Raw genomic sequence first — 21,538 nt, 5'->3', positions numbered from 1 at the left:
ATCTACAACCGTCACGGCGTCCCTCCATGCACGAAACGACACTCAAGCGCGAAGGCGCAAGCACGCCTTCCAATCCCACGCCTTCCACCCACGCCGCCGGCAGTGGCAAGATCTATATCCGCACCTTCGGCTGCCAGATGAATGAGTACGACTCCGACAAAATGGTCGACGTGCTCCGCGAAGATCAGGGCCTGGAAATGACCGACAACCCCGAAGAGGCGGATGTCATTCTCTTTAATACCTGTTCGGTGCGCGAGAAGGCCCAGGAAAAGGTCTTCTCCGATCTGGGCCGCGTGCAACATCTTAAAAAACTCAATCCGAATCTCGTGATCGGTGTGGGGGGATGCGTGGCCAGCCAGGAAGGCGCGGCCATCGTCAAGCGCGCGCCCTATGTGGATGTGGTGTTCGGCCCGCAGACCCTGCACCGCCTGCCCGAACTGATCCGTCGCCGCCGTGACGAAGGCGTGTCGCAGGTTGACATCAGCTTTCCCGAAATCGAGAAGTTCGACAATATGCCGCCTTCGCGTGTCGAAGGCGCGACGGCGTTTGTGTCCATCATGGAAGGGTGCAGCAAGTATTGCAGCTTCTGCGTGGTGCCCTATACACGTGGCGAAGAGGTGTCGCGTCCTTTCGAGGATGTCTTGACCGAAGTCGCCGATCTGGCCGACCAGGGCGTGCGCGAAGTGACTTTGCTGGGCCAGAACGTCAATGCCTATCGCGGCCGTATCGAGGGCAGCGACGAGATCGCCGATTTCGCCATGCTGCTCGAATACGTGCATGAAATTCCTGGCATCGAACGCATCCGCTACACCACCTCGCACCCCAAAGAAATGACGCAGCGCATGGTTGAGGCCTATGCCCGCCTGCCCAAGCTGGTGTCTTTTCTACATTTGCCGGTGCAGGCCGGCAGCGACCGCGTGCTGGCGGCCATGAAGCGCGGCTATACCGCGCTCGAATTCAAGTCGGTCGTGCGCAAGCTGCGCGCGGCGCGACCCAACCTGACGCTGTCCTCCGACTTCATCGTCGGTTTTCCGGGAGAGACCGAGGAAGATTTTCAAAAAACCATGAAGCTCATCGCTGATGTGGGTTTTGATACCTCGTTTTCCTTTGTGTATTCGCGCCGTCCCGGTACGCCAGCGGCCGATCTGCAAGACGACACGCCTCAGGACGTTAAACTCAAACGTTTGCAGCAGTTGCAGGCGCTCATCAACGAGCAGGCCGCCGCCATTGCCCAGAGCATGGTGGGCACGCGTCAACGCCTCCTGGTTGAAGGTCCGTCGCGGCGCGATCCCAATGAACTCATGGGCCGCACCGAGAACAACCGCATTGTCAATTTTGAAGGGCCGTCACGTCTGATCGGCAACATGGTGGATGTCATCATCACCCATGCTTTCACCAACTCGCTTCGCGGCCGTGTGGCCGGTACCGAAGAGAGCGACCAAGGAGCAGCATGAGCAATCCGCGCAGCCGCCGCAGCATCCCTGTCATCGTGACCCTGGACGGCGACAATATTCATCTCTCCAACCTCTGTGGCCCGCTGGATGAAAATCTGCGGCAACTGGCTGACGGCATGGGCGTGAAGCTCTCGCGTCGTGGCAGCCGCGTCACCATCGAGGGCGAGCAGGCTGAGCTGGCCGGGCGGGCTTTGCGCCGCTTTCACGAGCAGGCCACGCATCGCGCCCTGTCCGTCGATGATATCCAGCTTGGCCTGGTCGAGATCGGCGTGGGGCGGCGTGTCGAAGTGCAGGCCGATCCGCGCGATATCGATCCCAGTCTGCCTCCTGTCGATGATGAAAGCGATGGCATCGCCTTGCGCACGCGGCGCTCGGACCTGCGTCCGCGCACTCCGCGCCAACGCGATTATCTGAACAATATTCTCAAGCACGACATCACTTTCGGTATTGGCCCGGCCGGCACAGGCAAGACCTGGTTGGCGGTGGCCTGCGCCATTGACGCGATGGAGCGCGACTTGGTCCAGCGTCTGGTGCTGACGCGTCCGGCGGTCGAGGCTGGCGAGCGCTTGGGTTTTTTGCCTGGCGATCTGGCGCAGAAGGTGGACCCCTATCTGCGCCCGCTATACGACGCGCTTTATGACCTGATGGGCTTTGAGCGGGTGCAGCGTCTCTTCGAGAAGCAGACCATCGAGATCGCGCCGCTGGCTTATATGCGGGGGCGCACCTTGAATCATGCCTTCGTGATCCTGGACGAAGCCCAGAACACCACGCCCGAGCAGATGAAGATGTTCTTGACCCGTATCGGCTTTGGCAGCAAAGCGGTCATCACCGGCGACCCGTCCCAGGTCGATCTGCCGCGCGGCCAGTTGAGCGGTCTGGCGCATGCCTCCAAGGTGCTGGCCGATGTGCAGGGCATCGCCACGACCCGCTTTACCAGCCGCGACGTGGTGCGTCATCCGCTGGTGGCGCGCATCGTCGATGCCTACGAATTGTCCGAGAAGGCCGAAGGTAAGTCATGAAGGCAGGCGAGCCGGGTCTTGCGCTGGCGGTGCAGTATGCGGTTGCCGAACCGCGTCTGCCGCGCTGGCGGCTGCGCCGCTGGGCGGGCTACGCTCTGGCCGGCGCGGCGGCCGATGGTCTGATTGATTTTCAGGCCGCCGAATTGAATGTGCGCTTGGTAGGGCAGGCTGAGGGCCGGCGCCTCAATGCGGATTTTCGAGGGCGCGATTACGCCACCAACGTGCTGACCTTCGAATATGGCGTAGACCCGCTGGGCACGGCGCGCGGCGATATCGTGATCTGTGCGCCCGTGCTGGCCCGCGAGGCCCGGGAGCAGAAAAAATCCTTTGTGGATCATGCGGCCCATCTGACCATACATGGTGTGCTGCATGCTTTGGGCTACGACCACATCAAGGTCCGTGAGGCCAAGCGCATGGAGGCGCTGGAGACCCGCATCCTGGCCCGCATGGGCATTGCCGATCCCTATCTGCTTGCCGACTGACAAGCAGGCGGCGCTTGCACTAGGAAAACCCGGACATAGCGGCGTGTTGCCGCTGCCGGTAGAACTAGCATGGATTCGAAAGATATCGGTTATGCTGATCGTTTTAATACGAGTCCATTTGGACAATGTCTGACCCTTACCCTGCTGCCGATTCCGCGACTGCCGCGAACAAATCCTCCAAATCTCTGCTGGACCGCGTGTTATCGCTGGTCCGGCGCGAGCCAGAAGACCGCGAAGGCATCAAGACCTTCCTAGAAGCCGCCCACGGCAGAACCTTGCTCGACGCCGAGTCTTACGCCATGATCAAAGGCGCGCTGGCGGTCTCCGAGCGCACGGCTGCCGACATCATGGTGCCGCGCTCGAAGATGGATCTGCTGGATGTTTCCCAGCCCTTGCAGCAACTGCTGGCCACCATCATCGAGACCGCGCATTCGCGCTTTCCTGTCTACGAGAACGACCGGGACAATATCCTGGGTATTTTGTTGGCCAAGGATCTGCTGCGCTATATGCTGGACCCATCCATCGAGCTGCGCGCCCTGATCCGTCCTGCGATTTTCATTCCTGAATCTAAACGCCTGAACGTGCTGTTGCGCGAGTTCCGTGAGGCGCGCAATCACCTGGCCATTGTCATCGACGAGCACGGCGGCATCTCGGGTCTGGTCACCATGGAAGATGTGCTCGAACAGATCGTCGGCGAGATCGAAGACGAGTTCGACGAAGACGAAGAAGAGTCCATTTTCCCTGAAGGCGAAAATCAGTGGCGCCTGTTGGCCGCTACCGAGATCAGCCATTTCAATGACACCTTCGGCACCCATTTGCCCGATGACGAATATGACAGCGTCGGCGGTTGGTTGGGCGGCAAGTTGGGGCGTATCCCCCGCCGGGGCGATACGGCTGATTTTGAGGATTTCAGCTTCGAAGTCATCCGCGCGGACCCGCGCCGTGCGCTGTGGTTGCGCGTGCGCCGGGTGCCGGTCCGTCAGGAGACGGAGGAGTGAGGCGCGGCTGGCCGCTGGCTGGCCTGCTGGCCCTTGCCGGCGTATTGCATGCCCTGAGTTTCGCTCCGGGTCCGCTGCCTTCCTGGAGCCTGGCCTGGGTCCAGGTATTCATGCTGGCGGTGCTGGCCCATGCCGTGCTGCAGGCCCCTACGCGCCGCGCGGCATGGCTGCGTGGCTGGGGCTTCTCCAGTGTCAGCTTCACGGTCGGTTTGTACTGGCTGTATATCAGCATGCACGATTACGGAGGCCTTGCCGCACCCTTGGCGGCGGCAGGCGTTCTGTTGCTGTCGGTTTTTCTGGCGCTTTTCCCGGCTACGGCGGGCTGGCTGGCGCGCAGTATCTGTCCCCCCGGTCAAGCCGCCAAGCCCTGGCGCAGCGTCTGGGTCGCCCTGGTCTGGGCGGCCTGCTGGACGGTATTCGAGTGGTTGCGCGGCACCCTCATGACGGGTTTTCCCTGGCTCAATATCGGCTACGGCGTCGTAGATAGCCCGATCGCAGGTTGGGGGCCCGTGCTGGGGGTTTACGGCATGGCCTTTGTTACGGCGTTTTGCGCGGCGGCGCTGGCTGGCCTCAAGGGCGAGGGTTCCGCCAGGCAGGCGCTGGCGGCGGGGCTGGCGGTGTTGCTGGTGCTGGCCGGCGGCCTGCTCGCTTTGCTGCCGTGGTCGCGGCCCTATGGCGATCCGCTCAGTATCCGGCTGGTGCAGGGCAATGTTGAGCAATCACAGAAATTCGATCCCGCCTTGATCGAGACCGGCCTGCTGCGTCATCTGGAACTGGCCGCCCTGACCGGGCCCGCCGGCAGCGCCTCTTCGCCCGATCTCATCATCCTGCCTGAAACCGTTATTCCCTTGTTCCAGAACCAGCTTGCGCCCTCGGTCTGGGAAGCCTGGAAAACCATCGCCGGCCGCCAATCTGCGACTATCGCGATGGGGGTGCCGCTGGAGGTGCCTGACGCCACGGGGCGGCTGCGCTACACCAATAGCGTCATCGGTCTGGATGCGCACACCCCGCTGGAGCAGTTGCGGGGCGGTACGACGGCCATGCGCTATGACAAGCAGCATCTGGTGCCCTGGGGGGAATTCGTGCCGCCGGGTTTCCGCTGGTTTGTCGATATGCTGAATATCCCGCTGGGCGACTTTGATCGCGGTGCGGCGTATCAACAGCCCTTCGCGGTGGCTGACCAGCGTATCGCCTTCAATATCTGCTACGAAGATCTGTTCGGCGCTGAGCTGCTGCCCGCGCTCTATCCCGACAATCAGGGCGGCGCCACCATTCTGGCCAATGTCAGCAATCTGGGCTGGTTTGGCGACACCTGGGCCTTGCGCCAGCATTTACAAATCGGCCGCTTGCGTAGCATCGAGACGGCACGCCCCATGGTGACGGCCACCAATACCGGCGTTACCGCCGCCATCGATGCCCGTGGCCATGTCGTCGCGCAATTGCCCACGCATCAGGCGGGGGTGTTGCCGGTGGTCGTGCAGGGCATGACTGGCCTGACGCCCTATGCGCGATTTGGCGACAAGCTCGCCCTGGCCATCGCCGGCTTGATCCTGGTTGCGGCCGCAGCGCGCCGCCGCAAGCGTTCTTAAGCGTCTCAACGCAGAAAGTCGGTCGGCGTCGGCAGGCTTTCTGATTCGGGCGGCAGCAAGGGGCCGCTGCCTGCGCCGGTGCGTGCGCAGGCGTCCGCGATCAATTGCATTGCATCGTCATCCAGCTCCAGCGTGGCGGCGCCCAGCCAGTCATCCACCTGGGCTGGGCTGCGCGCGCCCACGATGGCGCCCGTCACGCCGGGCCAGGCCAGTGTCCAGGCGATGGCCACTGTGCCGACTGTCGTGCCGTGGCGCTCCGCGAGCGGACGCAGTGCGTCGGCCAGGCTGAGGTTGCGCTCCAGATCGGGCGCTTGAAACGCTGCGTCGCGAGAGCGCCAATCGTTCTCGGGCAATACCCGGTTGGCATCGAATGCGCCCGACAGCAGTCCTGATTGCATGGGGCTATAGACGATTACGCCGGTCTGCCTGGATTCGCACCAGGGCAGGATGCCGTCGCCGGCATCGCGCCGGATGGCCGAGAAGGGCGGTTGCACGCTGTCCACATGACCCATGGCTTCGGCCGCCTGCAATTGTGAGAGGCTGTGGTTAGAAAGGCCCACGGCGCGCACCTTGCCTTCGCGCTTGAAGTCCAGCAGCGTCTGCCAATACACCTCCAGCGGAGTACCGTCGGTCGCTGGCCGGTGCATCTGGTAAAGGTCGATACATTCCACACCCAGACGTTTGAGCGAACCCTCCAGCTCGCGCCGCAGGCTGTCTGGCTGACCCACGCAGCGGGTCGCGCCCTGATGCTCCAGCAGGCCGCCTTTGGTAAACACATAGGGGCGTGCCGACGGAGGCATCTGTGCCAGCGCTTGCCGGATCATGTCTTCTGCATGCCCCTGGCCATAGGCGGCGGCCGTGTCTATCCAGTTGATGCCGCGGTCTACCGCGTGGCGGATAGTCCGTACCGATACGCTGTCATCCTGTGGCCCCCAACTAAAGGCCCAATCGGCACCGCCGATCGCCGAGGCGCCGAACCCCACGCGCGATAGGGCCATGCCGGTGTTGCCCAATTGTCGGGTCGGAAAAGAAGTGAGGGTCATCGTCATCGCTCCATAGGCAGTCGGACCACTCTAGCATGTGAGATTGAGGGCGGTGGGCCCGATCGCTTCTCGGATGTCATCTTGGGCAGAGCAGGCACACGAAATTTTTCGTTTTTTCTATATTTTCCTGTGCCAAGGCTTGCACGCTTCAAAAAACTCGTGCATAATCTCATTTCTTCGCGGTTGACGTAAAAATCATCTGCAAATTGCTGGAAACCCGGGGGGTATAGCTCAGCTGGGAGAGCGCTTGCATGGCATGCAAGAGGTCAGCGGTTCGATCCCGCTTACCTCCACCAATCGGCGACGGAAGCAGTACCGAGGTCCCCTTCGTCTAGAGGCCTAGGACATCACCCTTTCACGGTGAGTACAGGGGTTCGAATCCCCTAGGGGACGCCAAGCTTGCTTGGCAAGATGCCGCAAGGTGTCACCGCTGCGGAGCGGTAGTTCAGTTGGTTAGAATACCGGCCTGTCACGCCGGGGGTCGCGGGTTCGAGCCCCGTCCGCTCCGCCAAAATTTCGAAAAGCCGCTTGATTGCAAAATCAAGCGGCTTTTGCTTTTTCCTGGCATGTTTCTGTGTTGCCTGCCGTATCGGCCTGTCTTTCCTGGTGGTTTGCCAAGCTGCGAATAAAAAGCGCCGCATGTGCGGCGCTTGATGTCACTCAGGACAGAGAAAGCGTCAGGGCGCCTCGATCTCGCCTTCAGCCTTTTTGGGCTGTTTGACCAGATCCTCGCGCTTTACGCCGAACCACATCGCCAGGGCGGCCGCCACGAATACCGAGGAGTAGATGCCGAACCAGATGCCGATGGTTAGGGCCAGAGCGAAGTAGTGCAGGCTGGGGCCGCCGAAGAACAGCATGGCCAGCACCATCATCTGCGTCGAACCGTGGGTGATGATGGTTCGCGAAATGGTTTGCGTGATGGCGCTATTGATGACTTCATGGACGTCGGCCTTGCGGTACTTCCGGAAGTTTTCACGGATACGGTCCATGATAACGACCGACTCGTTGACCGAGTAGCCCAGCACAGCCAGCACGCCTGCCAGTACCGAGAGCGAGAACTCCCACTGGAAAAAGGCGAAAAAGCCCAGAATGATCACCACGTCATGCAAGTTGGCGATCACGCCAGCCAAGGCGAACTTCCATTCGAAGCGGATGCCCAGGTAGATCATGATGCCGACCACCACGAACAGCAGCGCCATCAGGCCGTTGTTCAGCAACTCCTGGCCGACCTGTGGCCCGACGAATTCGACGCGGCGCAATTCGACGGAGTTGTCCGCCGCTTTTAGGGCGGCCAGCACGGTTTCGCTTTGTGTGGCCGATGTCTGGCCAGCGGATACCGGCAGACGGATCATGACATCGCGAGAGGTGCCGAAGTTCTGCACCTGGAAATCGGTGTAGCCGAGCTTGCCCACCACGCCGCGCACCTGATCGAGCTGGGCGGTCTGGGCGTAGCTGACTTCCATCACCGTGCCGCCGGTAAATTCGATCGACAGGTGAAAGCCGCGCGTGATGATAAAGAACACCGCCGCGATGAAAGTCACCAGGCTGATGATGTTCAGCACCAGCGCGTGGCGCATGAACGGGATGGTGCGATGAATCCGGAAAAATTCCATGTTTCGCCTTGCTGTCTTTTGAGGAGCCGGACGGCGCGGCGATAAAGCCGCGCCCGCCCGGTTCTATCACTTGGTTCCGGGTTTCCAGACCGTGCCGATGGAAATCTTGGCGAGCTTTTTGCGGCCGCCATACCAGAGGTTGGCCAGGGCGCGCACACCCACCACGGAGGAGAACATCGAGGTCAGGATGCCCAGGCAGTGCACCACCGCGAAGCCGCGGATGGGGCCAGACCCGAAGGCCAGCAGCGCCAGGCCGACGATGAGTGTGGTCAGGTTGGAGTCCAGAATGGTGCCCCAGGCACGCTCGAAGCCATGATAGATGGCTTGTTGCGGAGAGGCGCCTGCTCTGAGCTCTTCGCGGATACGCTCATTGATCAGCACGTTCGAGTCGATGGCCATGCCCAGCGTGAGCGCGATAGCCGCGATGCCGGGCAGGGTCAGGGTGGCCTGCAGCATGGACAGCAAGGCCAGCAACAAGAGGACGTTGAAGGTCAGGCCGATCGTGGAGAACACCCCAAACAGGTGGTAGTACACGATGATGAAGACCGCGATGGCAATAAAGCCGTAGAGCGTCGAATAAAAGCCCTTGGCGATATTGTCCGCGCCCAGGCTCGGACCGATGGTGCGTTCTTCGATGATGGACATCGGCGCCGCCAGCGCGCCAGCGCGCAGCAGCAGCGCGGTGTCGGCCGCTTCTTCCGCAGACATGCTGCCCGAGATCTGCACCTGGCCGCCGCCGATTTCGCTACGGATGACCGGCGCTGTCACCACTTCGCCCTTGCCGTTTTCGAACAGCAGAATGGCGATGCGCTTGCCCACGTTGTCACGCGTGACATCGCGGAAGATGCGCGCGCCCTTGGAGTCCAGGGTCAGGTTGACCGAGGGCTGCTGGGTCTGGTGGTCGCGGCCGGGCTGAGCGTCCTGGAGATTTTCGCCCGTCAGGATGACCTGGCGGCGCACGAGAATCGGGCGGCCGTCGCGGTCGGAGTAGCGCTCCAGGCCGAAGGGCACGGTGCCGTTGGCGAGGGCGGCTTGCGCGGCGGGCGAATCGTCCACCATGCGCAGCTCCAGGGTGGCGGTGCGGCCCAGCAGTTCTTTGGCCTTGGCCACGTCCTGCACGCCGGGCAGTTGAACGACGATGCGGTCAGCGCCTTGTTGCTGAATCACGGGTTCGGCCACGCCAAGCTCGTTGATCCGGTTGTGCAGGGTGTTGATGTTCTGCTTGAGCGCGGTTTCCTGCACGCGCGCGATGGCTTGCGGGCTGAGGGCGCCATCGAGCACGAAACGGCCGTCCTCGTTGCGATCGATGAATTGCAGATCGGTCATGCGGCTGCGCAGGGCTTCGCGGGCGCGGTCGCGCAGTTCGGGGCTGGAGAAGGTGGCGACGATGGCTTGGCCGCTGCGTTCGACGTTGACGGCGTCGATTTTCTGGTCACGCAGGATGGAGCGGGCATCGGCGGCCAGCGAGTCATAGCGTGCCGTCAGGGCGCCTTGCATATCGACTTGCAGCAGGAAATGCACACCGCCGCGCAGGTCGAGACCGAGATACATGGGCCGGGGTTCGAACCAGCCCAGCGAGCGCATCCAGGGCGGCGAAGCGGGCAGCAGGTTCAGGGCCACGGTGTAATGCGGATCACCGGCAACCGTATTCAGGCTGCGATCCAGCAGGTCCCGGGCCTGCAACTGGATGTCGGTGGACGGAAAGCGCGCCCGGATCGTGCCCAGCGTGCCGTTTTGTTCATAGTAGACGCTGGTGGCCGATAGCTTGGCGTCGGCCAGAATCTGTTCAACACGGGGCAACAGCGACGGCTCGACCTTGATAGTGGCCTTGGCGCTGGAAATCTGCACGGCGGGGGATTCGCCGTAAAAATTGGGCAGGGTATAGAGCAGGCCGATGACGACCGCAACCAAAACCGTGATGTACTTCCAAAGGGGATAGCGGTTCATTGCCGGCTACGCATTCAAGGGGTGGAACGGACAAAGGGCCCCGCGAGGAGCCCAATGTGACTGTTACAGGGCCTTGATGGTTCCCTTGGGCAGCACCGACGTCACGGAGCTCTTGGTCAGCGTGATTTCGACCGGCTTTTCGGCCAGGTCAGCCACTTCGATGGAGATGTAGCTGTCAGTTACTTTCGCCACTTTGCCGAGGATGCCGCCGGCGGTGACGACTTCGTCGCCCTTGGCCAGGGCGGCGACCAGGTTGCGGTGCTCTTTCTGGCGCTTCATCTGCGGACGGATCATCAGAAAATAGAGGATCACGAACATCAAGATGATGGGCAGGATGCCGCCGAGGATGTTGCCTTCGGGGGCGGCCTGGGCCAGAACGAGGCCAGTGGTATCGATCACGGACATAGGAAGTACTCCTGGTTGAGTTTTAACGCTTTTGCGTTTTTGCTTGCGGCTGATGCCTTGTTTTGTCCCTGTCCCCGCGCGAGCCTTGGACAGGGTAGCCGGCTATTGTAGCGATGTTGGGCGCTGGCTGGCGCAGGCCGCGTTCAGTCCACGCCGCGTGCGCGGTCGGCGGCGAATTGCGTCCGCCAGGTCTGGAAGCGGCCGGCCGCGATCGCCTCGCGCATTTCGGCCATGATGGTCAGGTAGAAATGCAGGTTGTGCAAAGTGTTCAGGCGTGCGCCGGTGATCTCGTTGGCGCGTTGCAGGTGGTGCAAATAGGCGCGCGAGAAATGGCCGCAGGTGTGGCAGGCGCAGCTCGGGTCCAGCGGGCGGGTGTCGTCGCGGTACTTGGCGTTGCGGATCTTGACGTCGCCAAACCGTGTGAACAGCCAGCCGTTACGGGCATTGCGGGTGGGCATGACGCAATCGAACATGTCCACGCCGCGCGAGACGCCTTCGACCAGGTCTTCGGGGGTGCCCACGCCCATCAGATAGCGCGGCGCATGCTGCGGCAGGCGGGGCGCCACATGGCCCAGGATGCGCATCATGTCCGCTTTGGGCTCGCCCACCGACAGGCCGCCGATGGCGTAGCCATGGAAACCGATGTCGGTCAGGCCGGCCAGCGACTCATCGCGCAGGTTTTCATACATACCGCCTTGAACGATGCCGAACAGCGCGTTCGGATTACCCAGGCGATCGAACTCCTCGCGTGAGCGGCGCGCCCAACGCAAGGACATGCGCATCGAGCGGGCGGCTTCTTCCTGGGTGGCGGGACGGCCGTCGATTTCGTAGGGCGTGCACTCATCGAACACCATGACGATGTCAGAATTCAGCGAGCGCTGGATGCGCATGGATTCTTCGGGCGTCAGAAAGAGCCGGGCGCCGTCGATGGGGGAGGCGAACTTGACGCCTTCCTCGGTGATCTTGCGCATGCCCTGCAAGCTGAACACCTGAAATCCGCCCGAATCCGTCAGGATGGGCTTGTCCCAATGCATGAAGCCGTGCAGACCGCCATGCTTTTCCATGATGGCGGTGCCGGGGCGCAGCCACAGGTGGAAGGTGTTGCCCAGCACGATTTGCGCCCCGATTTCCTTGAGTTCATGCGGCAGCATGGCCTTGACGCTGCCGTAAGTGCCCACGGGCATGAAAATAGGGGTTTCGACTACGCCGTGGTTGAGCGTCAGGCGTCCGCGACGCGCGCCGCCGTCTGTGGCGAGCAGTTCGTATTTGAGTCCGGTCATGGCTGGGGAGATTCGATGAACATGGCGTCGCCGTAGCTGAAGAAACGGTAGCGGCCGGCCACGGCGTGGGCGTAGGCTCGGCGGATAGGCTCGATGCCGGCGAGGGCCGACACCAGCATCAGCAGGGTCGACTGAGGCAGATGGAAGTTGGTGATCAGGGCGTCAACCACGCGATAGCGGTAGCCCGGCGTAATGAATAAGCGGGTGTCGCCCTGAGCGGCAGCCAGGGGGCCATCGCCCGCCGCGGCGGCGGACTCCAGTGCGCGCACGCTGGTCGTGCCCACGGCGATGACGCGGCCGCCGGCCGCGCGGGCGCGGGCAATGGCTTGAACTGTCGCTTCGGGTACGGTGTACCACTCGGCGTGCATGATGTGCTCGTCGATCTTCTCTACCCTGACCGGCTGAAACGTGCCCGCCCCGACGTGCAGGGTCACGAAAGCGCGTGCTACCCCCAGCGCCTCGATACGGGCTAGCATGTCCTGATCAAAATGCAGGCCGGCGGTGGGCGCGGCGACGGCGCCGGGCTCGCGGGCATAGACGGTCTGGTAGCGTTCGTTGTCTTCGGATTCTGCGCTATGGGTGATGTAGGGAGGCAGGGGCGTCGCGCCATGCGCCTCCAGCAAATCCAGCACCGGGCCTGCGAAGCGCAGGTCGAACAGCTCTCCCTGGCGGCCCATCACTTCGGCCCGGACCGCGCCGCCGGCCAGCTCAAGCCGCATGCCGGGTCCGGGCGATTTGCTGGCGCGAACATGGGCCAGTGCCCGATCGGGTTCGGTGATGCGTTCCACCAACACCTCGACCTTGCCGCCGGTGGCTTTCTGGCCGGTCAGGCGGGCTTTGATGACGCGGGTGTCATTGAAAACCAGCAAATCATTGGGGCGCAGCAGGGCGAGCAGATCGGCAAATTGACGGTCATGCAGCTGGCTGCCGGCGTCAAGATGAAGCAGGCGGCTGCCGCCGCGCTGGGCGGCGGGAGTCTGCGCGATCAGCTCGGGCGGCAGGTCGTAATCGAAATCGGAAAGCGTAAACGTGGGCACGATGGCGTCCGGGCGGCTTGGTATGGAAGGGCGGCGTCTGGCACCGGGGCAGCCTGCTATTGTAGACGCCCGCCGCGAAGAGGCCCTCCACCACGCGGTGCGCACCTTAGGTATGCTTGCACCTTCGGCCATCAGAAATTGCGATAGCGGGCATGGGACATCGGGCTTGGAGGCGCGCCGCGCAGGCGCTGGGATTGATAATGGCTGCGGCCTGGGCCGCACTGACGCCAGCCGCGGGCCAGGCTCAGGTGGCGGGCCTGCCTCCCAAGCTCATGCAGGCCTGGAAGGCCACCAAGCTGCCCGATGAGGCGCTCTCGGTGGTGGTCCAGGAGGTCAATGGGCCGCGTATGCTGGCGATCAATGCCCAGACGCCGCGCAATCCGGCTTCTGTCATGAAGCTGGTTACCACCTGGGTTGCATTATCGGAATTGGGGCCAAATTACAGTTGGCGCACCGACTTCCTGACTGACCCTGGCGTTCGCCCCGATGCGCAGGGCCGGCTCAACGGCCCGCTGTATTGGCGTGCCGGCGGCGATCCGCAATTCATGTTGCAAGACCTCTGGACCCTGTTGCGAGACTTGCGCCTGCGCGGCGTCAAGGAGATCAGCGATCTGGTGGTTGATCGCAGCATTTTCGGGCAGGTCGCTATTGACCCGGGGGCCTTCGATGGCGCACCCGACCGGGCGTACAATGCCAGCCCCGATGCCCTGATGGTGGGCTTTGGCGCCCTGCGCCTGCTGGTCACCCCCGATCCGGTCGCCCGCAAATGGGTGGCGACCGTCGATCCTCCTGTGTCCGGCCTGCGCCTTGAGGGCGCGATCCAATGGACCGACGCCCGCTGCCCTGGTGCGCCGGCGGTGTCCACACAGCCTGTCGTGACCCAGGAGGGCGTGAGCCTGCGCCTGTCCGGGGCGGTGGCCGGTTCCTGCGGCGAATTCAGCCTCTATCGTCTGGCGCTGTCTCAGCCCGAATACACGGATGCGGTCTTTCGCCTGCTGTGGCGTGAGCTTGGCGGCACATTCAAGGGTAAGATGCGCCCCGGCGTGGTGCCAGGCGATGCCATTGTGCTCGCTTCCCACGAGTCGCCCACCTTGGGCGAGGCTATCCGCGTGATCAATAAGCGCAGCAATAATGTCATGGCGCGCACCTTGTTGCTCACATTGGGCGCCGAGCGGGGCCGTCGTCCAGCGACCGTCGCCAGCAGTGAGTCGGTCGCCAAGCAGCTGTTGTCCGGGCAGGGGCTGAACATGCCTGAGTTGGTGCTGGACAATGGCGCGGGGCTATCGCGCGATGCGCGCGTGTCGGCAGACAGTCTAGCGGCCATGCTTTCGCTGGCCTGGCGTTCGCCCGTCATGCCGGAGTATCTGGCGTCAATGGCGATTGCCGGGGTGGATGGCACCGTGCGCCGCCGCATGCAGGGTAAGGGCGCTCTGGGGATGGCGCATCTGAAAACCGGTTCCCTGCGCGATGTGCGCTCGATTGCGGGATATGTGCTGGGTAACAGCGGTAAGCGCTATGTGGTCGTCAGTATGGTCAACCACGAAAACGCCGCCGCGGTGCGCAGCTTCGATGATGCCTTGATCGCCTGGTTGGCGGAGCAGTAAAAAAGATATGGCCCGTTCTGCGGGTTTCTAGCATTTAATTTTTGGAGAATCCGGACATGCCCGTGCATGAAATCCGTCATCCGCTGGTGCGGCACAAACTAGGCATCATGCGTCGCGTCGACCTCAGCACCAAGAGCTTTCGCGAACTCTCGCAAGAGGTGGCCGCGCTCTTGACCTATGAGGCGTCCAAAGACATGGCGCTGGCGCCCGCCACGGTCGAAGGCTGGTGCGGAACGGTCGAGGTCGAGAAGATCGCCGGCAAGAAAGTCACCGTCGTGCCTATTCTGCGCGCCGGCATCGGCATGCTGGACGGCGTGCTCAGCCTCATCCCTGGCGCCAAGGTCAGCGTCGTGGGTCTGGCCCGCAACGAAGAAACCCTGCAAGCGCATACCTATCTCGAGCGTCTGGTCGGCGAACTCGATCAGCGTCTGGCGCTGATCGTCGATCCCATGCTGGCGACCGGCGGATCGATGGTCGCGACCATCGATATGCTCAAGCGGGCGGGCGCGCGTGAAATCCGCGCGCTGACCCTGGTCGCCGCGCCCGAAGGCATCAAGGCCGTGCTGGATGCGCACCCCGACGTGAATATCTACACCGCCTCGATCGACCAGGGCTTGAACGAGCAGGGTTACATCATGCCCGGCCTGGGTGACGCGGGCGACCGCATTTTCGGCACCAAGCAAAAGGTCGAGTAAGGCCTTCAGGGCTTGCCGAACCAGGCGAGCCTGTCCGCCAGCGCCGCCACTTCGCCCACGATCAAGAGCGCGGGCGAGGCGACGGCCTGTTCTCGCGCCCGTTCGGCCAACTGCGATAAGCGTCCCGTCACCACGCGTTGGCTGGGGCGGCTGCCGTTTTCGATCAGGGCGAAGGGCGTGCTGCCAGGTCGGCCATGGGCCACCAGCCGGGCTGACAGGATGTCGAGCTGTCCCACTCCCATATAGAAGGCCAGTGTCTGCTGGCCTCGGGCCAGCCCGTCCCAATCCAGCGCTTCTTCGTCGGCCCGGCAATGCGCCGTCACCAGATGCACGGATTGCGCATAGTCTCGGTGCGTCAGCGGAATGCCGGCATAGGCGGCGCAGGCCAGCGCCGCCGTGATGCCGGGCACGACCTCGTAATCCACGCCGTGGGCGCGCAGATGTTCTAGCTCCTCGCCGCCACGTCCAAAAATGAAGGCATCTCCGCCCTTGAGACGCACCACGCGCCGGCCGGCGCGGGCATGCTCGACCATCAGCTCGTGAATGCGTGCCTGGGTGGCGTTATGGTTCTCACCCAGGCGTTTGCCTACGGTGATGCGCTCGGCATCCCGGCGCGCCAAGGCGAGCACTTCGGCGCTTACCAGGCGGTCATGCAGAATGACGTCGGCCTCGTTCAGTGCGCGCAGCCCTTTGAGCGTCAAAAGGCCGGGGTCGCCAGGACCGGCTCCGACCAGCACTACCCGGCCGTCCTGAGACAGGGCAGGGCGGGCCAGCGCCTCGTCCAGCGCTTCCTGGGCCTGTTGCGGCTGGGCGCGGCGCAAGGCGGCTGCGACCGGCCCGTCCAAGAGCCAATCATAAAAGCGGCGCCGTTCTTTCAGATCGGCGCGAGCGGCGCGAATGGCCGGTCGGTAACGGGCGGCCAGTTCGGCCAGCGCCCCCAGGCTGTGATCGAACAGGGATTCCAGCCGTTCGCGCAGGCGCCGGGCCAGCACAGGGGCAAGCCCCGACGATGAGATCGCAACGATGAGGGGGGAGCGGTCGACGATGGACGGTACCTGAAAGCTCGACAGCGCCGGGTCATCGACCACATTGCAGAACTGCCGCCGGGCACAGGCGGCTTCGTAGACGCGGGTATTGACCGTTCGGTCGTCCGTGGCCGCGATGATCAGCCAGGCGTCCTTCAGCCAGTCAGCGTCGAACTCCCCTTGCAGATGGGTGATGGTTTGCCCTTGCGCCAGACGGGCCAGCTCAGGCGTCAGCGTTGGAGCGCCGACGGACACGGCCGCGCCAGCCTCCAGCAAGGCCTGCGCTTTGCGTGTGGCGACGGCGCCGCCGCCCACAACCAGCACGCATCGGCCTTTGATATCGGAAAAAATCGGAAAGAGCTTCATGAACACCCGGGCCGTGCCTTGCCATCGTCGGCCCATCATAGGAGGCCCAAAGCGTCCCTACAACGTTTGCTTTCTTCCTTTCTTATAGCCAAAAACGATTTGAAATGCGCATCTTTGGTGCGTGGCGTGCACCGGCATGGCCCTTCGTTGCTCGTTTCATGGTGCGAACACGATGCAAAAGCATGAAAAAACAAGGGTTTGTTCTTTGGCTTATCTGTTTTTGTGTCTGGCATGCGGTTTGCTTTAGACAACAGGTCCGCAAGGACAGGAAGGCCGTCCCAGAGATGGCCCAAGGGGAAAAGCAGTGCAGGGAGGCGTTTCGTCCAGAGGGCGAAACGCCATTTCTGTTGAATGCGTCAGGTTTGTGCGGGGCGGGCGCGCAACCGGTGTAGTATCAGGAGGCGCTGTTGTTGGCGCATTCCTTCTACAGGAGCGACCGTTGTTTCGTTGGATATCCACACTGGCGCTGGCTGGCTTGGCCCCGATTGCGCAGGCAGGCGTGTGCGACGCCCAGTTCATGCACGACGGCGGGCAGGTGCAGTTCACCGGGTCCGGGACGATCAATCTGGGTGCCGATCTGGCTTTCAGTGAAGTCAGCCGCAGCAACGCCGATAACTGCCGTGCGCGGGTGCGTGGGGTGGCGACATTCGCCTACGGCGGTCTGCCGCCGGGCAAGTCCAAGCTGGATTACCTCATGACCGTCAAGAAGGGGCAGGCGGCTTTTGTCCGCTACGATCAGGCCGGCGAGGCTCCCGCTACGGACGGCCAGTTCGATCTGCGCATTCTGGGCCTATTTGCCTACGATAAGATCACGGGCCAGGGGCAAAGGCTGCCGGGGGGCAGTTACCGGATCAACATCGGTAAAGAGGCGCCCGTGGGCGGCCAGCCCAGCACCACGATTCGCATTGGCGAGAAAACCGTTGGCGCACGGCGGGAGATTGTCACGGCGCTCGGTAAGCAGTCCTGCTGGCCGATCAGCTATTCGCGCACCAGCGATCCCACGACAGCCACGTTCAAGGGGCTTACCCTGCCCATTCCCGGCATGAACACCACGGTGACCGACTGGTATTGTCCGGCGACGCATCTGGTTATGAAGCAGGAAATCGACTTGTCTGGAAACAAGTCTCAAGTTGAGATTACCCAAATTAAGTAGCAGTCCGTAGCAAGGCGCGTGATCCGCTTGCGGATCACGCTGGTATCATCAAATCACTGACGACACATCACAAGGAGTCCTCTATGCCCGCGAAAAAAACCGAAGACATCTCCAAAGATAAATTGATCGACAGTGTTAAGAGCAGCCTGAACGATGTCGAGAGCCTGCTGCGCGAAGCGGCATCCTCCTCCGGCGAAAAGGCTTCCGAATTGCGCGAGCTCGCGCTCGGCTCCCTCAAGCGCACCCGCGAAGCACTTTACGACGCTCAGGACGCCATGGTTGAACGTGGCCGCCGTGCGGCCCGCGCCACGGACGACTACGTCCACGACAATCCCTGGCAAGCCATCAGCATTGCAGGCGTGACCGGCCTGCTGCTCGGCTTGCTGATCAGCCGCCGCTGATCGCCTGGGTCTTTGCGAGGCGCCGCGCGGTGCCGCAGCAAGGCCCACCTATCCCCATGAGTTTACGCACCTCGGTATTCGGCGTGGCCGCCAGCCTGGTCGGGCTGGCGCGCACGCGTCTTGAACTTTTGGCTCTTGAAGCCGGCAACGAGAAATTGCGCCTGCTCAAAGTGCTGGGTATGTCCTTCGGCGCTCTGCTGTTTCTCACTCTGGCCGTCCTGGTGTTCACCGTTGCGATTGCGGTGGCCTTCTGGCCCACTCCGGATCGCTATGCTGCGTTGGGTTGGCTGGCCGGCATTTATGGCGTGATCGGTGTGCTGCTGCTTTGGCTGGTGCGCCGTGAGCTGGTTGACGGCCCATTGCCGTTCGCCGCTACGCTCGAAGAACTGGGCCGGGACACCGACCTGCTCGAACGCGTGCGTGACGCCCAGGCTGATCTGGATCGCCGCGAGGCGGAAGGGGGGAAGTGATGGCGCATCGACACTCTCCTGTCATTAATCGCCAGGTCCGTATCGAATTGCTGCGTGCTCGCGCCGCCATCGAGCGCGAGGCCTTGGCGCAAAATATCGCTGAAGCCGGCCATGCGCTGGAGCCGTCCAATCTGATCAAGAGCCTGCTGCCTAGGTTCAGCAAAGGGCAGACTTCCCAGTGGCTTGTGCAGGCGTATAACCTGGCTCGCCGCTATCCCTTTGTCAGTTCTGCCGCCTCTGCCCTGTTTATGCGTGGGGGCAAACGGCTGGGATTTTTGCGCTGGGCCGGTATCGGCTTGGCGGGATGGCAGTTGTTCCGCACCTGGAAGGCAGAGCAAAAGTCGGATGAGTCATAGCTTCGGCAAGTCACAAAAAATGCAGCCTCAGGGCTGCTTTTTTTGGCGTTTACTCTATTTCGATGGGGGTCGTATTCGAGGCAAAGCCCGAAACGGTGTTAAAGGGCACAAGTTGCCCCGCCACATAGAAGCCTGAAGGGACGGAGACGTGCAGCTCGGAGTCGTTGACCCATTTGAAACTCGCCGAAAGCGTGTCGTGCCCGGGCAAAATCATTTGCGGGTTGTTGGGATATTTGCCTTGCAGCATGGCACTGATCGGGGCATCGAAACTCAGCGTGGTGTCGAATCCCTCGACCTTCAGCGCCCGGTATAGAACCAACCGCCCAGGTCGGGCAAGATCTTCTTTGATGGGAGCGGTATCGGGAAGTTGGGCGATGGTTTGTTCGAAGGGCCCTTCCATGACCTCGTTCCATCGCATTTTGGATGCAGTCACTTTGATGGACTTGGCCAAGGCGAAGTCGGTCTGCAGCTGGCCGCTGACTGGCAGAATCTCCGTGCTGAAACTGCCTACGGCGTCGCCAGAAAGATGGATGCTGTTAATGCCATCGCAGGTAAATGTTTGCCCGGCCAGTGACCAGGCTTTCGCGTCGGGGATGGCGTGGTTACGCCAGCGCACGCGGTAGCCGCCGCCTGCTGCCTCGGGTGCCTTGCGCCAGATGGAACCTGGCCCCAGCGTATTGGAGGCGCCGAAGAATAGCGTGGTGCTGCTGTTGATGTCTGAGTCGGCGCAGCGTTCGAGTATTTTGGACCAGGCGGTCTTGATCGTTGGCGAACATCCTTGAAGCAATGCTGCGCTGCTTACTATGAACAATAGAGCTAGCCCTCTTCTGTTTAGCATAAGAATTCCGAGCGTCAATCGTATTGGTCGTATTGATCGTGCTTGGTCTCAGGCCGTTGAGCATTGCCCGCGCCTCGCAGAACGAATATTGTCGCTTTGCGGGTTAGAAGTGAAACGCCAGGTATCAAAGACAGGACGCCGGAGCGTCCTCTGGGGCGTGTTTACAGCCCCAGTTCTTGCCACATGGCGTCAACACGCGCTTTGACGTCATCGTTCATTTTGATGGGCACTCCCCATTCGCGTTGGGTTTCGCCTGGCCATTTATTGGTGGCATCCATGCCCATCTTGCCGCCGAGCCCGGAGACCGGCGAGGCGAAATCGAGATAGTCGATCGGCGTGTTCTCGACCAGCAGGGTATCGCGCACCGGGTCCATGCGCGTGGTCATGGCCCAGATGACCTCGGCCCAGTTGCGTGTGTTGACGTCTTCGTCAACCACCACGATGAACTTGGTGTACATGAATTGCCGCAGAATGCTCCAGACACCGAACATCACGCGTTTGGCATGACCGGCATACTGCTTGCGGATGGAGACCACGGCCAGGCGGTAGCTGCAGCCTTCCGGCGGCAAATAAAAATCCACGATTTCAGGCAATTGCCGGCGCAGCAGCGGCACGAACACTTCATTGAGCGCGACACCGAGCACCGCCGGTTCATCCGGCGGTTTGCCGGTGTAGGTGGTGTGGTAGATCGGATTTTTGCGCATGGTGATGCGCTCGACCGTGAAGACGGGGAACCAATCCTGTTCGTTGTAGTAGCCGGTGTGATCGCCGTAGGGACCTTCCAAGGCCATTTCATAGCCGGTATCCGGCGCGGGTGGGGCGCCTTCGGGAACATGGGGGGGCAGGGCGCGCGGATCGCTGGACGGCAGCAGATGGCCTTCGAGCACGATTTCGGCCGTGGCCGGCACCGACAGGGTGCTGCCTAGCGCCTGGGTGACCTCCGTGCGCGAGCCGCGTAACAAGCCGGCGAACTGATATTCGGACAGGCTGTCGGGCACCGGGGTGACGGCGCCCAGCGTCGTAGCCGGATCTGCGCCCAGTGCAACCGCGATCGGGAAAGGCTGGCCCGGATGGGCCAGACGATGATCACGGAAATCAAGCGCTCCGCCGCGATGCGATAACCAGCGCATGATGAGCTTATTGCGACCGATGACTTGCTGACGATAAATGCCCAGGTTTTGCCGCTTGGCATTGGGGCCGCGCGTGATCACCAGGCCCCAGGTCAGCAGCGGGGCCACGTCACCCGGCCAGCAGGTTTGGATGGGCAGGCGCGACAGATCGACGTCATTGCCCTCCCATACCACTTCCTGGCTGGCCGCGCCCCGCACGGTCTTGGGGCTCATGTCCCACAGCGCGGCTTTGAGCATGGACACTTTGGCCAGCGCATCGCGAAAGCCGCGCGGCGGTTCGGGTTCACGTAGCGAGGCCAGCAATTCGCCCACATCGCGCAGTGCGGTGACGTTTTCCGCGCCCATGCCCCAGGCCACGCGGTTGGGCGTGCCAAAGAGGTTGGCCAGCACAGGCATTTCTGATGCCTGGCCCTTGTGGCGGGCCTGCTCGAAGAGCAGGGCGGGGCCGCCGGCGCGCAATACGCGGTCGGCGATTTCCGTCATTTCAAGCTTTGTGGAAACGGGCGCGGCAATGCGTTTGAGCTCGCCCTGGCGCTCAAGCTGGTTCAGAAAGTCTCGGAGGTCGCGGTACTTCACAACAGATCCCGGCAGGTTGGTTACATTTTTGATGCAATTACAGGTTAACATCCAGCC

Annotated in this window: 20 protein-coding genes and 3 tRNA genes; 14 read left to right on the top strand and 9 right to left on the bottom strand. The window is 62.4% G+C overall.

The window, feature by feature from the left end; all coding sequences use genetic code 11:
* The first annotated feature begins 26 nt into the window (after positions 1-26).
* The 5 genes from miaB to lnt all read left to right on the top strand — a co-directional run bounded on the left by miaB (position 27) and on the right by lnt (position 5,542).
* Positions 27-1,454, top strand: coding sequence for a tRNA (N6-isopentenyl adenosine(37)-C2)-methylthiotransferase MiaB (gene miaB / locus U0029_RS13260; RefSeq protein ID WP_012416527.1), 1,428 nt, complete (start codon positions 27-29; stop codon positions 1,452-1,454).
* Positions 1,451-2,473 carry a PhoH family protein gene (locus U0029_RS13255; protein ID WP_012416528.1) on the top strand — a complete coding sequence of 341 codons (1,023 nt, stop codon included), beginning with the start codon at positions 1,451-1,453 and terminating at the stop codon, positions 2,471-2,473. The genes miaB and U0029_RS13255 overlap by 4 nt, the downstream gene beginning before the upstream one ends.
* Positions 2,470-2,955, top strand: a complete 486-nt coding sequence (gene ybeY / locus U0029_RS13250) for an rRNA maturation RNase YbeY (protein ID WP_114852378.1) — start codon at positions 2,470-2,472, stop codon at positions 2,953-2,955. The genes U0029_RS13255 and ybeY overlap by 4 nt, the downstream gene beginning before the upstream one ends.
* Positions 2,956-3,080: 125 nt before the next feature.
* Positions 3,081-3,953 carry an HlyC/CorC family transporter gene (locus U0029_RS13245; protein WP_114852377.1) on the top strand — a complete coding sequence of 291 codons (873 nt, stop codon included), beginning with the start codon at positions 3,081-3,083 and terminating at the stop codon, positions 3,951-3,953.
* A complete protein-coding gene (gene lnt / locus U0029_RS13240) occupies positions 3,950-5,542 on the top strand; it encodes an apolipoprotein N-acyltransferase (protein ID WP_114852376.1) in 1,593 nt (530 codons plus the stop codon). The genes U0029_RS13245 and lnt overlap by 4 nt, the downstream gene beginning before the upstream one ends.
* 5 nt (positions 5,543-5,547) lie before the next feature.
* Here the strand turns inward: lnt and U0029_RS13235 are convergent, their stop codons facing one another.
* The gene (locus tag U0029_RS13235; RefSeq protein ID WP_169512743.1) at positions 5,548-6,540 is read right to left on the bottom strand and encodes an aldo/keto reductase; all 993 of its coding nucleotides are present in this window, start codon (positions 6,538-6,540) and stop codon (positions 5,548-5,550) included.
* 265 nt (positions 6,541-6,805) lie between these two features.
* Here U0029_RS13235 and U0029_RS13230 point away from each other — a divergent pair.
* The 3 genes from U0029_RS13230 (at position 6,806) to U0029_RS13220 (ending at position 7,096) form a co-directional block, all read left to right on the top strand.
* Positions 6,806-6,881: transfer RNA gene (locus U0029_RS13230), tRNA-Ala, on the top strand.
* Between the two features lie 24 nt (positions 6,882-6,905).
* Positions 6,906-6,981, top strand: a tRNA-Glu gene (locus U0029_RS13225).
* A gap of 38 nt (positions 6,982-7,019) precedes the next feature.
* Positions 7,020-7,096: transfer RNA gene (locus U0029_RS13220), tRNA-Asp, on the top strand.
* A 166-nt stretch (positions 7,097-7,262) separates the two neighbouring features.
* Here the strand turns inward: U0029_RS13220 and secF are convergent.
* The 5 genes from secF to queA form a co-directional block, all read right to left on the bottom strand.
* The gene (gene secF, locus U0029_RS13215) at positions 7,263-8,198 is read right to left on the bottom strand and encodes a protein translocase subunit SecF (protein WP_114852374.1); all 936 of its coding nucleotides are present in this window, start codon (positions 8,196-8,198) and stop codon (positions 7,263-7,265) included.
* Between the two features lie 66 nt (positions 8,199-8,264).
* Positions 8,265-10,145 (bottom strand): protein translocase subunit SecD, encoded by a 1,881-nt coding sequence (gene secD / locus U0029_RS13210; protein WP_012416534.1) that lies wholly within the window; start codon positions 10,143-10,145, stop codon positions 8,265-8,267.
* 63 nt (positions 10,146-10,208) lie between these two features.
* Entirely contained in the window at positions 10,209-10,550 is a 342-nt protein-coding gene (yajC, locus tag U0029_RS13205; RefSeq protein WP_012416535.1) for a preprotein translocase subunit YajC, read from the bottom strand.
* 143 nt (positions 10,551-10,693) lie between these two features.
* Positions 10,694-11,830, bottom strand: a complete 1,137-nt coding sequence (gene tgt / locus U0029_RS13200; RefSeq protein WP_012416536.1) for a tRNA guanosine(34) transglycosylase Tgt — start codon at positions 11,828-11,830, stop codon at positions 10,694-10,696.
* The gene (queA, locus tag U0029_RS13195) at positions 11,827-12,867 is read right to left on the bottom strand and encodes a tRNA preQ1(34) S-adenosylmethionine ribosyltransferase-isomerase QueA (protein ID WP_236824211.1); all 1,041 of its coding nucleotides are present in this window, start codon (positions 12,865-12,867) and stop codon (positions 11,827-11,829) included. Before queA ends, tgt begins: the two co-directional genes overlap by 4 nt.
* 200 nt (positions 12,868-13,067) lie before the next feature.
* On the opposite strand from queA, the gene dacB reads away from it, so the two are divergent.
* Both dacB and upp read left to right on the top strand, forming a co-directional pair.
* Positions 13,068-14,471, top strand: coding sequence for a D-alanyl-D-alanine carboxypeptidase/D-alanyl-D-alanine endopeptidase (gene dacB, locus U0029_RS13190; RefSeq protein WP_086935765.1), 1,404 nt, complete (start codon positions 13,068-13,070; stop codon positions 14,469-14,471).
* 56 nt (positions 14,472-14,527) lie between these two features.
* Positions 14,528-15,166, top strand: coding sequence for a uracil phosphoribosyltransferase (upp, locus tag U0029_RS13185; protein WP_012416539.1), 639 nt, complete (start codon positions 14,528-14,530; stop codon positions 15,164-15,166).
* A gap of 5 nt (positions 15,167-15,171) precedes the next feature.
* On the opposite strand, the gene cysG is transcribed toward upp, so the two are convergent.
* On the bottom strand, positions 15,172-16,557 hold the full coding sequence (cysG, locus tag U0029_RS13180; RefSeq protein WP_114852463.1) for a siroheme synthase CysG: 1,386 nt from the start codon (positions 16,555-16,557) through the stop codon (positions 15,172-15,174).
* A gap of 439 nt (positions 16,558-16,996) precedes the next feature.
* Here cysG and U0029_RS13175 point away from each other — a divergent pair, with 439 nt between their 5' ends.
* From U0029_RS13175 to U0029_RS13160, 4 genes are all read left to right on the top strand, one after another.
* Complete coding sequence (locus tag U0029_RS13175; RefSeq protein ID WP_114852372.1) at positions 16,997-17,710, top strand: hypothetical protein; 714 nt, start codon at positions 16,997-16,999, stop codon at positions 17,708-17,710.
* 83 nt (positions 17,711-17,793) lie between these two features.
* Positions 17,794-18,111 carry a DUF883 family protein gene (locus U0029_RS13170; protein WP_012416542.1) on the top strand — a complete coding sequence of 106 codons (318 nt, stop codon included), beginning with the start codon at positions 17,794-17,796 and terminating at the stop codon, positions 18,109-18,111.
* Between the two features lie 56 nt (positions 18,112-18,167).
* Positions 18,168-18,581: a phage holin family protein gene (locus U0029_RS13165; protein ID WP_012416543.1), complete on the top strand. Its 414-nt coding sequence runs from the start codon at positions 18,168-18,170 to the stop codon at positions 18,579-18,581.
* Entirely contained in the window at positions 18,581-18,937 is a 357-nt protein-coding gene (locus U0029_RS13160; RefSeq protein WP_012416544.1) for a hypothetical protein, read from the top strand. Before U0029_RS13165 ends, U0029_RS13160 begins: the two co-directional genes overlap by 1 nt.
* Before the next feature lie 49 nt (positions 18,938-18,986).
* On the opposite strand, the gene U0029_RS13155 is transcribed toward U0029_RS13160, so the two are convergent.
* Together U0029_RS13155 and U0029_RS13150 are read right to left on the bottom strand one after the other, a co-directional pair.
* Positions 18,987-19,793, bottom strand: coding sequence for a hypothetical protein (locus tag U0029_RS13155; RefSeq protein WP_127814978.1), 807 nt, complete (start codon positions 19,791-19,793; stop codon positions 18,987-18,989).
* 143 nt (positions 19,794-19,936) lie between these two features.
* On the bottom strand, positions 19,937-21,481 hold the full coding sequence (locus tag U0029_RS13150) for a UbiD family decarboxylase (RefSeq protein ID WP_114852371.1): 1,545 nt from the start codon (positions 21,479-21,481) through the stop codon (positions 19,937-19,939).
* Between the last annotated feature and the right edge of the window lie 57 nt (positions 21,482-21,538).

This window comes from Bordetella avium (assembly GCF_034424645.1).
Lineage (GTDB): Bacteria > Pseudomonadota > Gammaproteobacteria > Burkholderiales > Burkholderiaceae_B > Bordetella > Bordetella avium.
The sequence above is the reverse complement of the archived record's forward strand: the minus strand, read 5'-3'. Positions and strand labels throughout refer to the sequence as shown.

Coding starts and splice junctions, on each gene's coding strand:
- miaB (WP_012416527.1), top strand. CDS start 27: ATGCACGAAACGACACTCAAGCGCGAAGGCGCAAGCACGCCTTCCAAT.
- U0029_RS13255 (WP_012416528.1), top strand. CDS start 1,451: ATGAGCAATCCGCGCAGCCGCCGCAGCATCCCTGTCATCGTGACCCTG.
- ybeY (WP_114852378.1), top strand. CDS start 2,470: ATGAAGGCAGGCGAGCCGGGTCTTGCGCTGGCGGTGCAGTATGCGGTT.
- U0029_RS13245 (WP_114852377.1), top strand. CDS start 3,081: ATGTCTGACCCTTACCCTGCTGCCGATTCCGCGACTGCCGCGAACAAA.
- U0029_RS13235 (WP_169512743.1), bottom strand. CDS start 6,540: ATGGCCCTATCGCGCGTGGGGTTCGGCGCCTCGGCGATCGGCGGTGCC.
- secF (WP_114852374.1), bottom strand. CDS start 8,198: ATGGAATTTTTCCGGATTCATCGCACCATCCCGTTCATGCGCCACGCG.
- secD (WP_012416534.1), bottom strand. CDS start 10,145: ATGAACCGCTATCCCCTTTGGAAGTACATCACGGTTTTGGTTGCGGTC.
- yajC (WP_012416535.1), bottom strand. CDS start 10,550: ATGTCCGTGATCGATACCACTGGCCTCGTTCTGGCCCAGGCCGCCCCC.
- tgt (WP_012416536.1), bottom strand. CDS start 11,830: ATGACCGGACTCAAATACGAACTGCTCGCCACAGACGGCGGCGCGCGT.
- dacB (WP_086935765.1), top strand. CDS start 13,068: ATGGCTGCGGCCTGGGCCGCACTGACGCCAGCCGCGGGCCAGGCTCAG.
- upp (WP_012416539.1), top strand. CDS start 14,528: ATGCCCGTGCATGAAATCCGTCATCCGCTGGTGCGGCACAAACTAGGC.
- cysG (WP_114852463.1), bottom strand. CDS start 16,557: ATGAAGCTCTTTCCGATTTTTTCCGATATCAAAGGCCGATGCGTGCTG.
- U0029_RS13170 (WP_012416542.1), top strand. CDS start 17,794: ATGCCCGCGAAAAAAACCGAAGACATCTCCAAAGATAAATTGATCGAC.
- U0029_RS13165 (WP_012416543.1), top strand. CDS start 18,168: ATGAGTTTACGCACCTCGGTATTCGGCGTGGCCGCCAGCCTGGTCGGG.
- U0029_RS13160 (WP_012416544.1), top strand. CDS start 18,581: ATGGCGCATCGACACTCTCCTGTCATTAATCGCCAGGTCCGTATCGAA.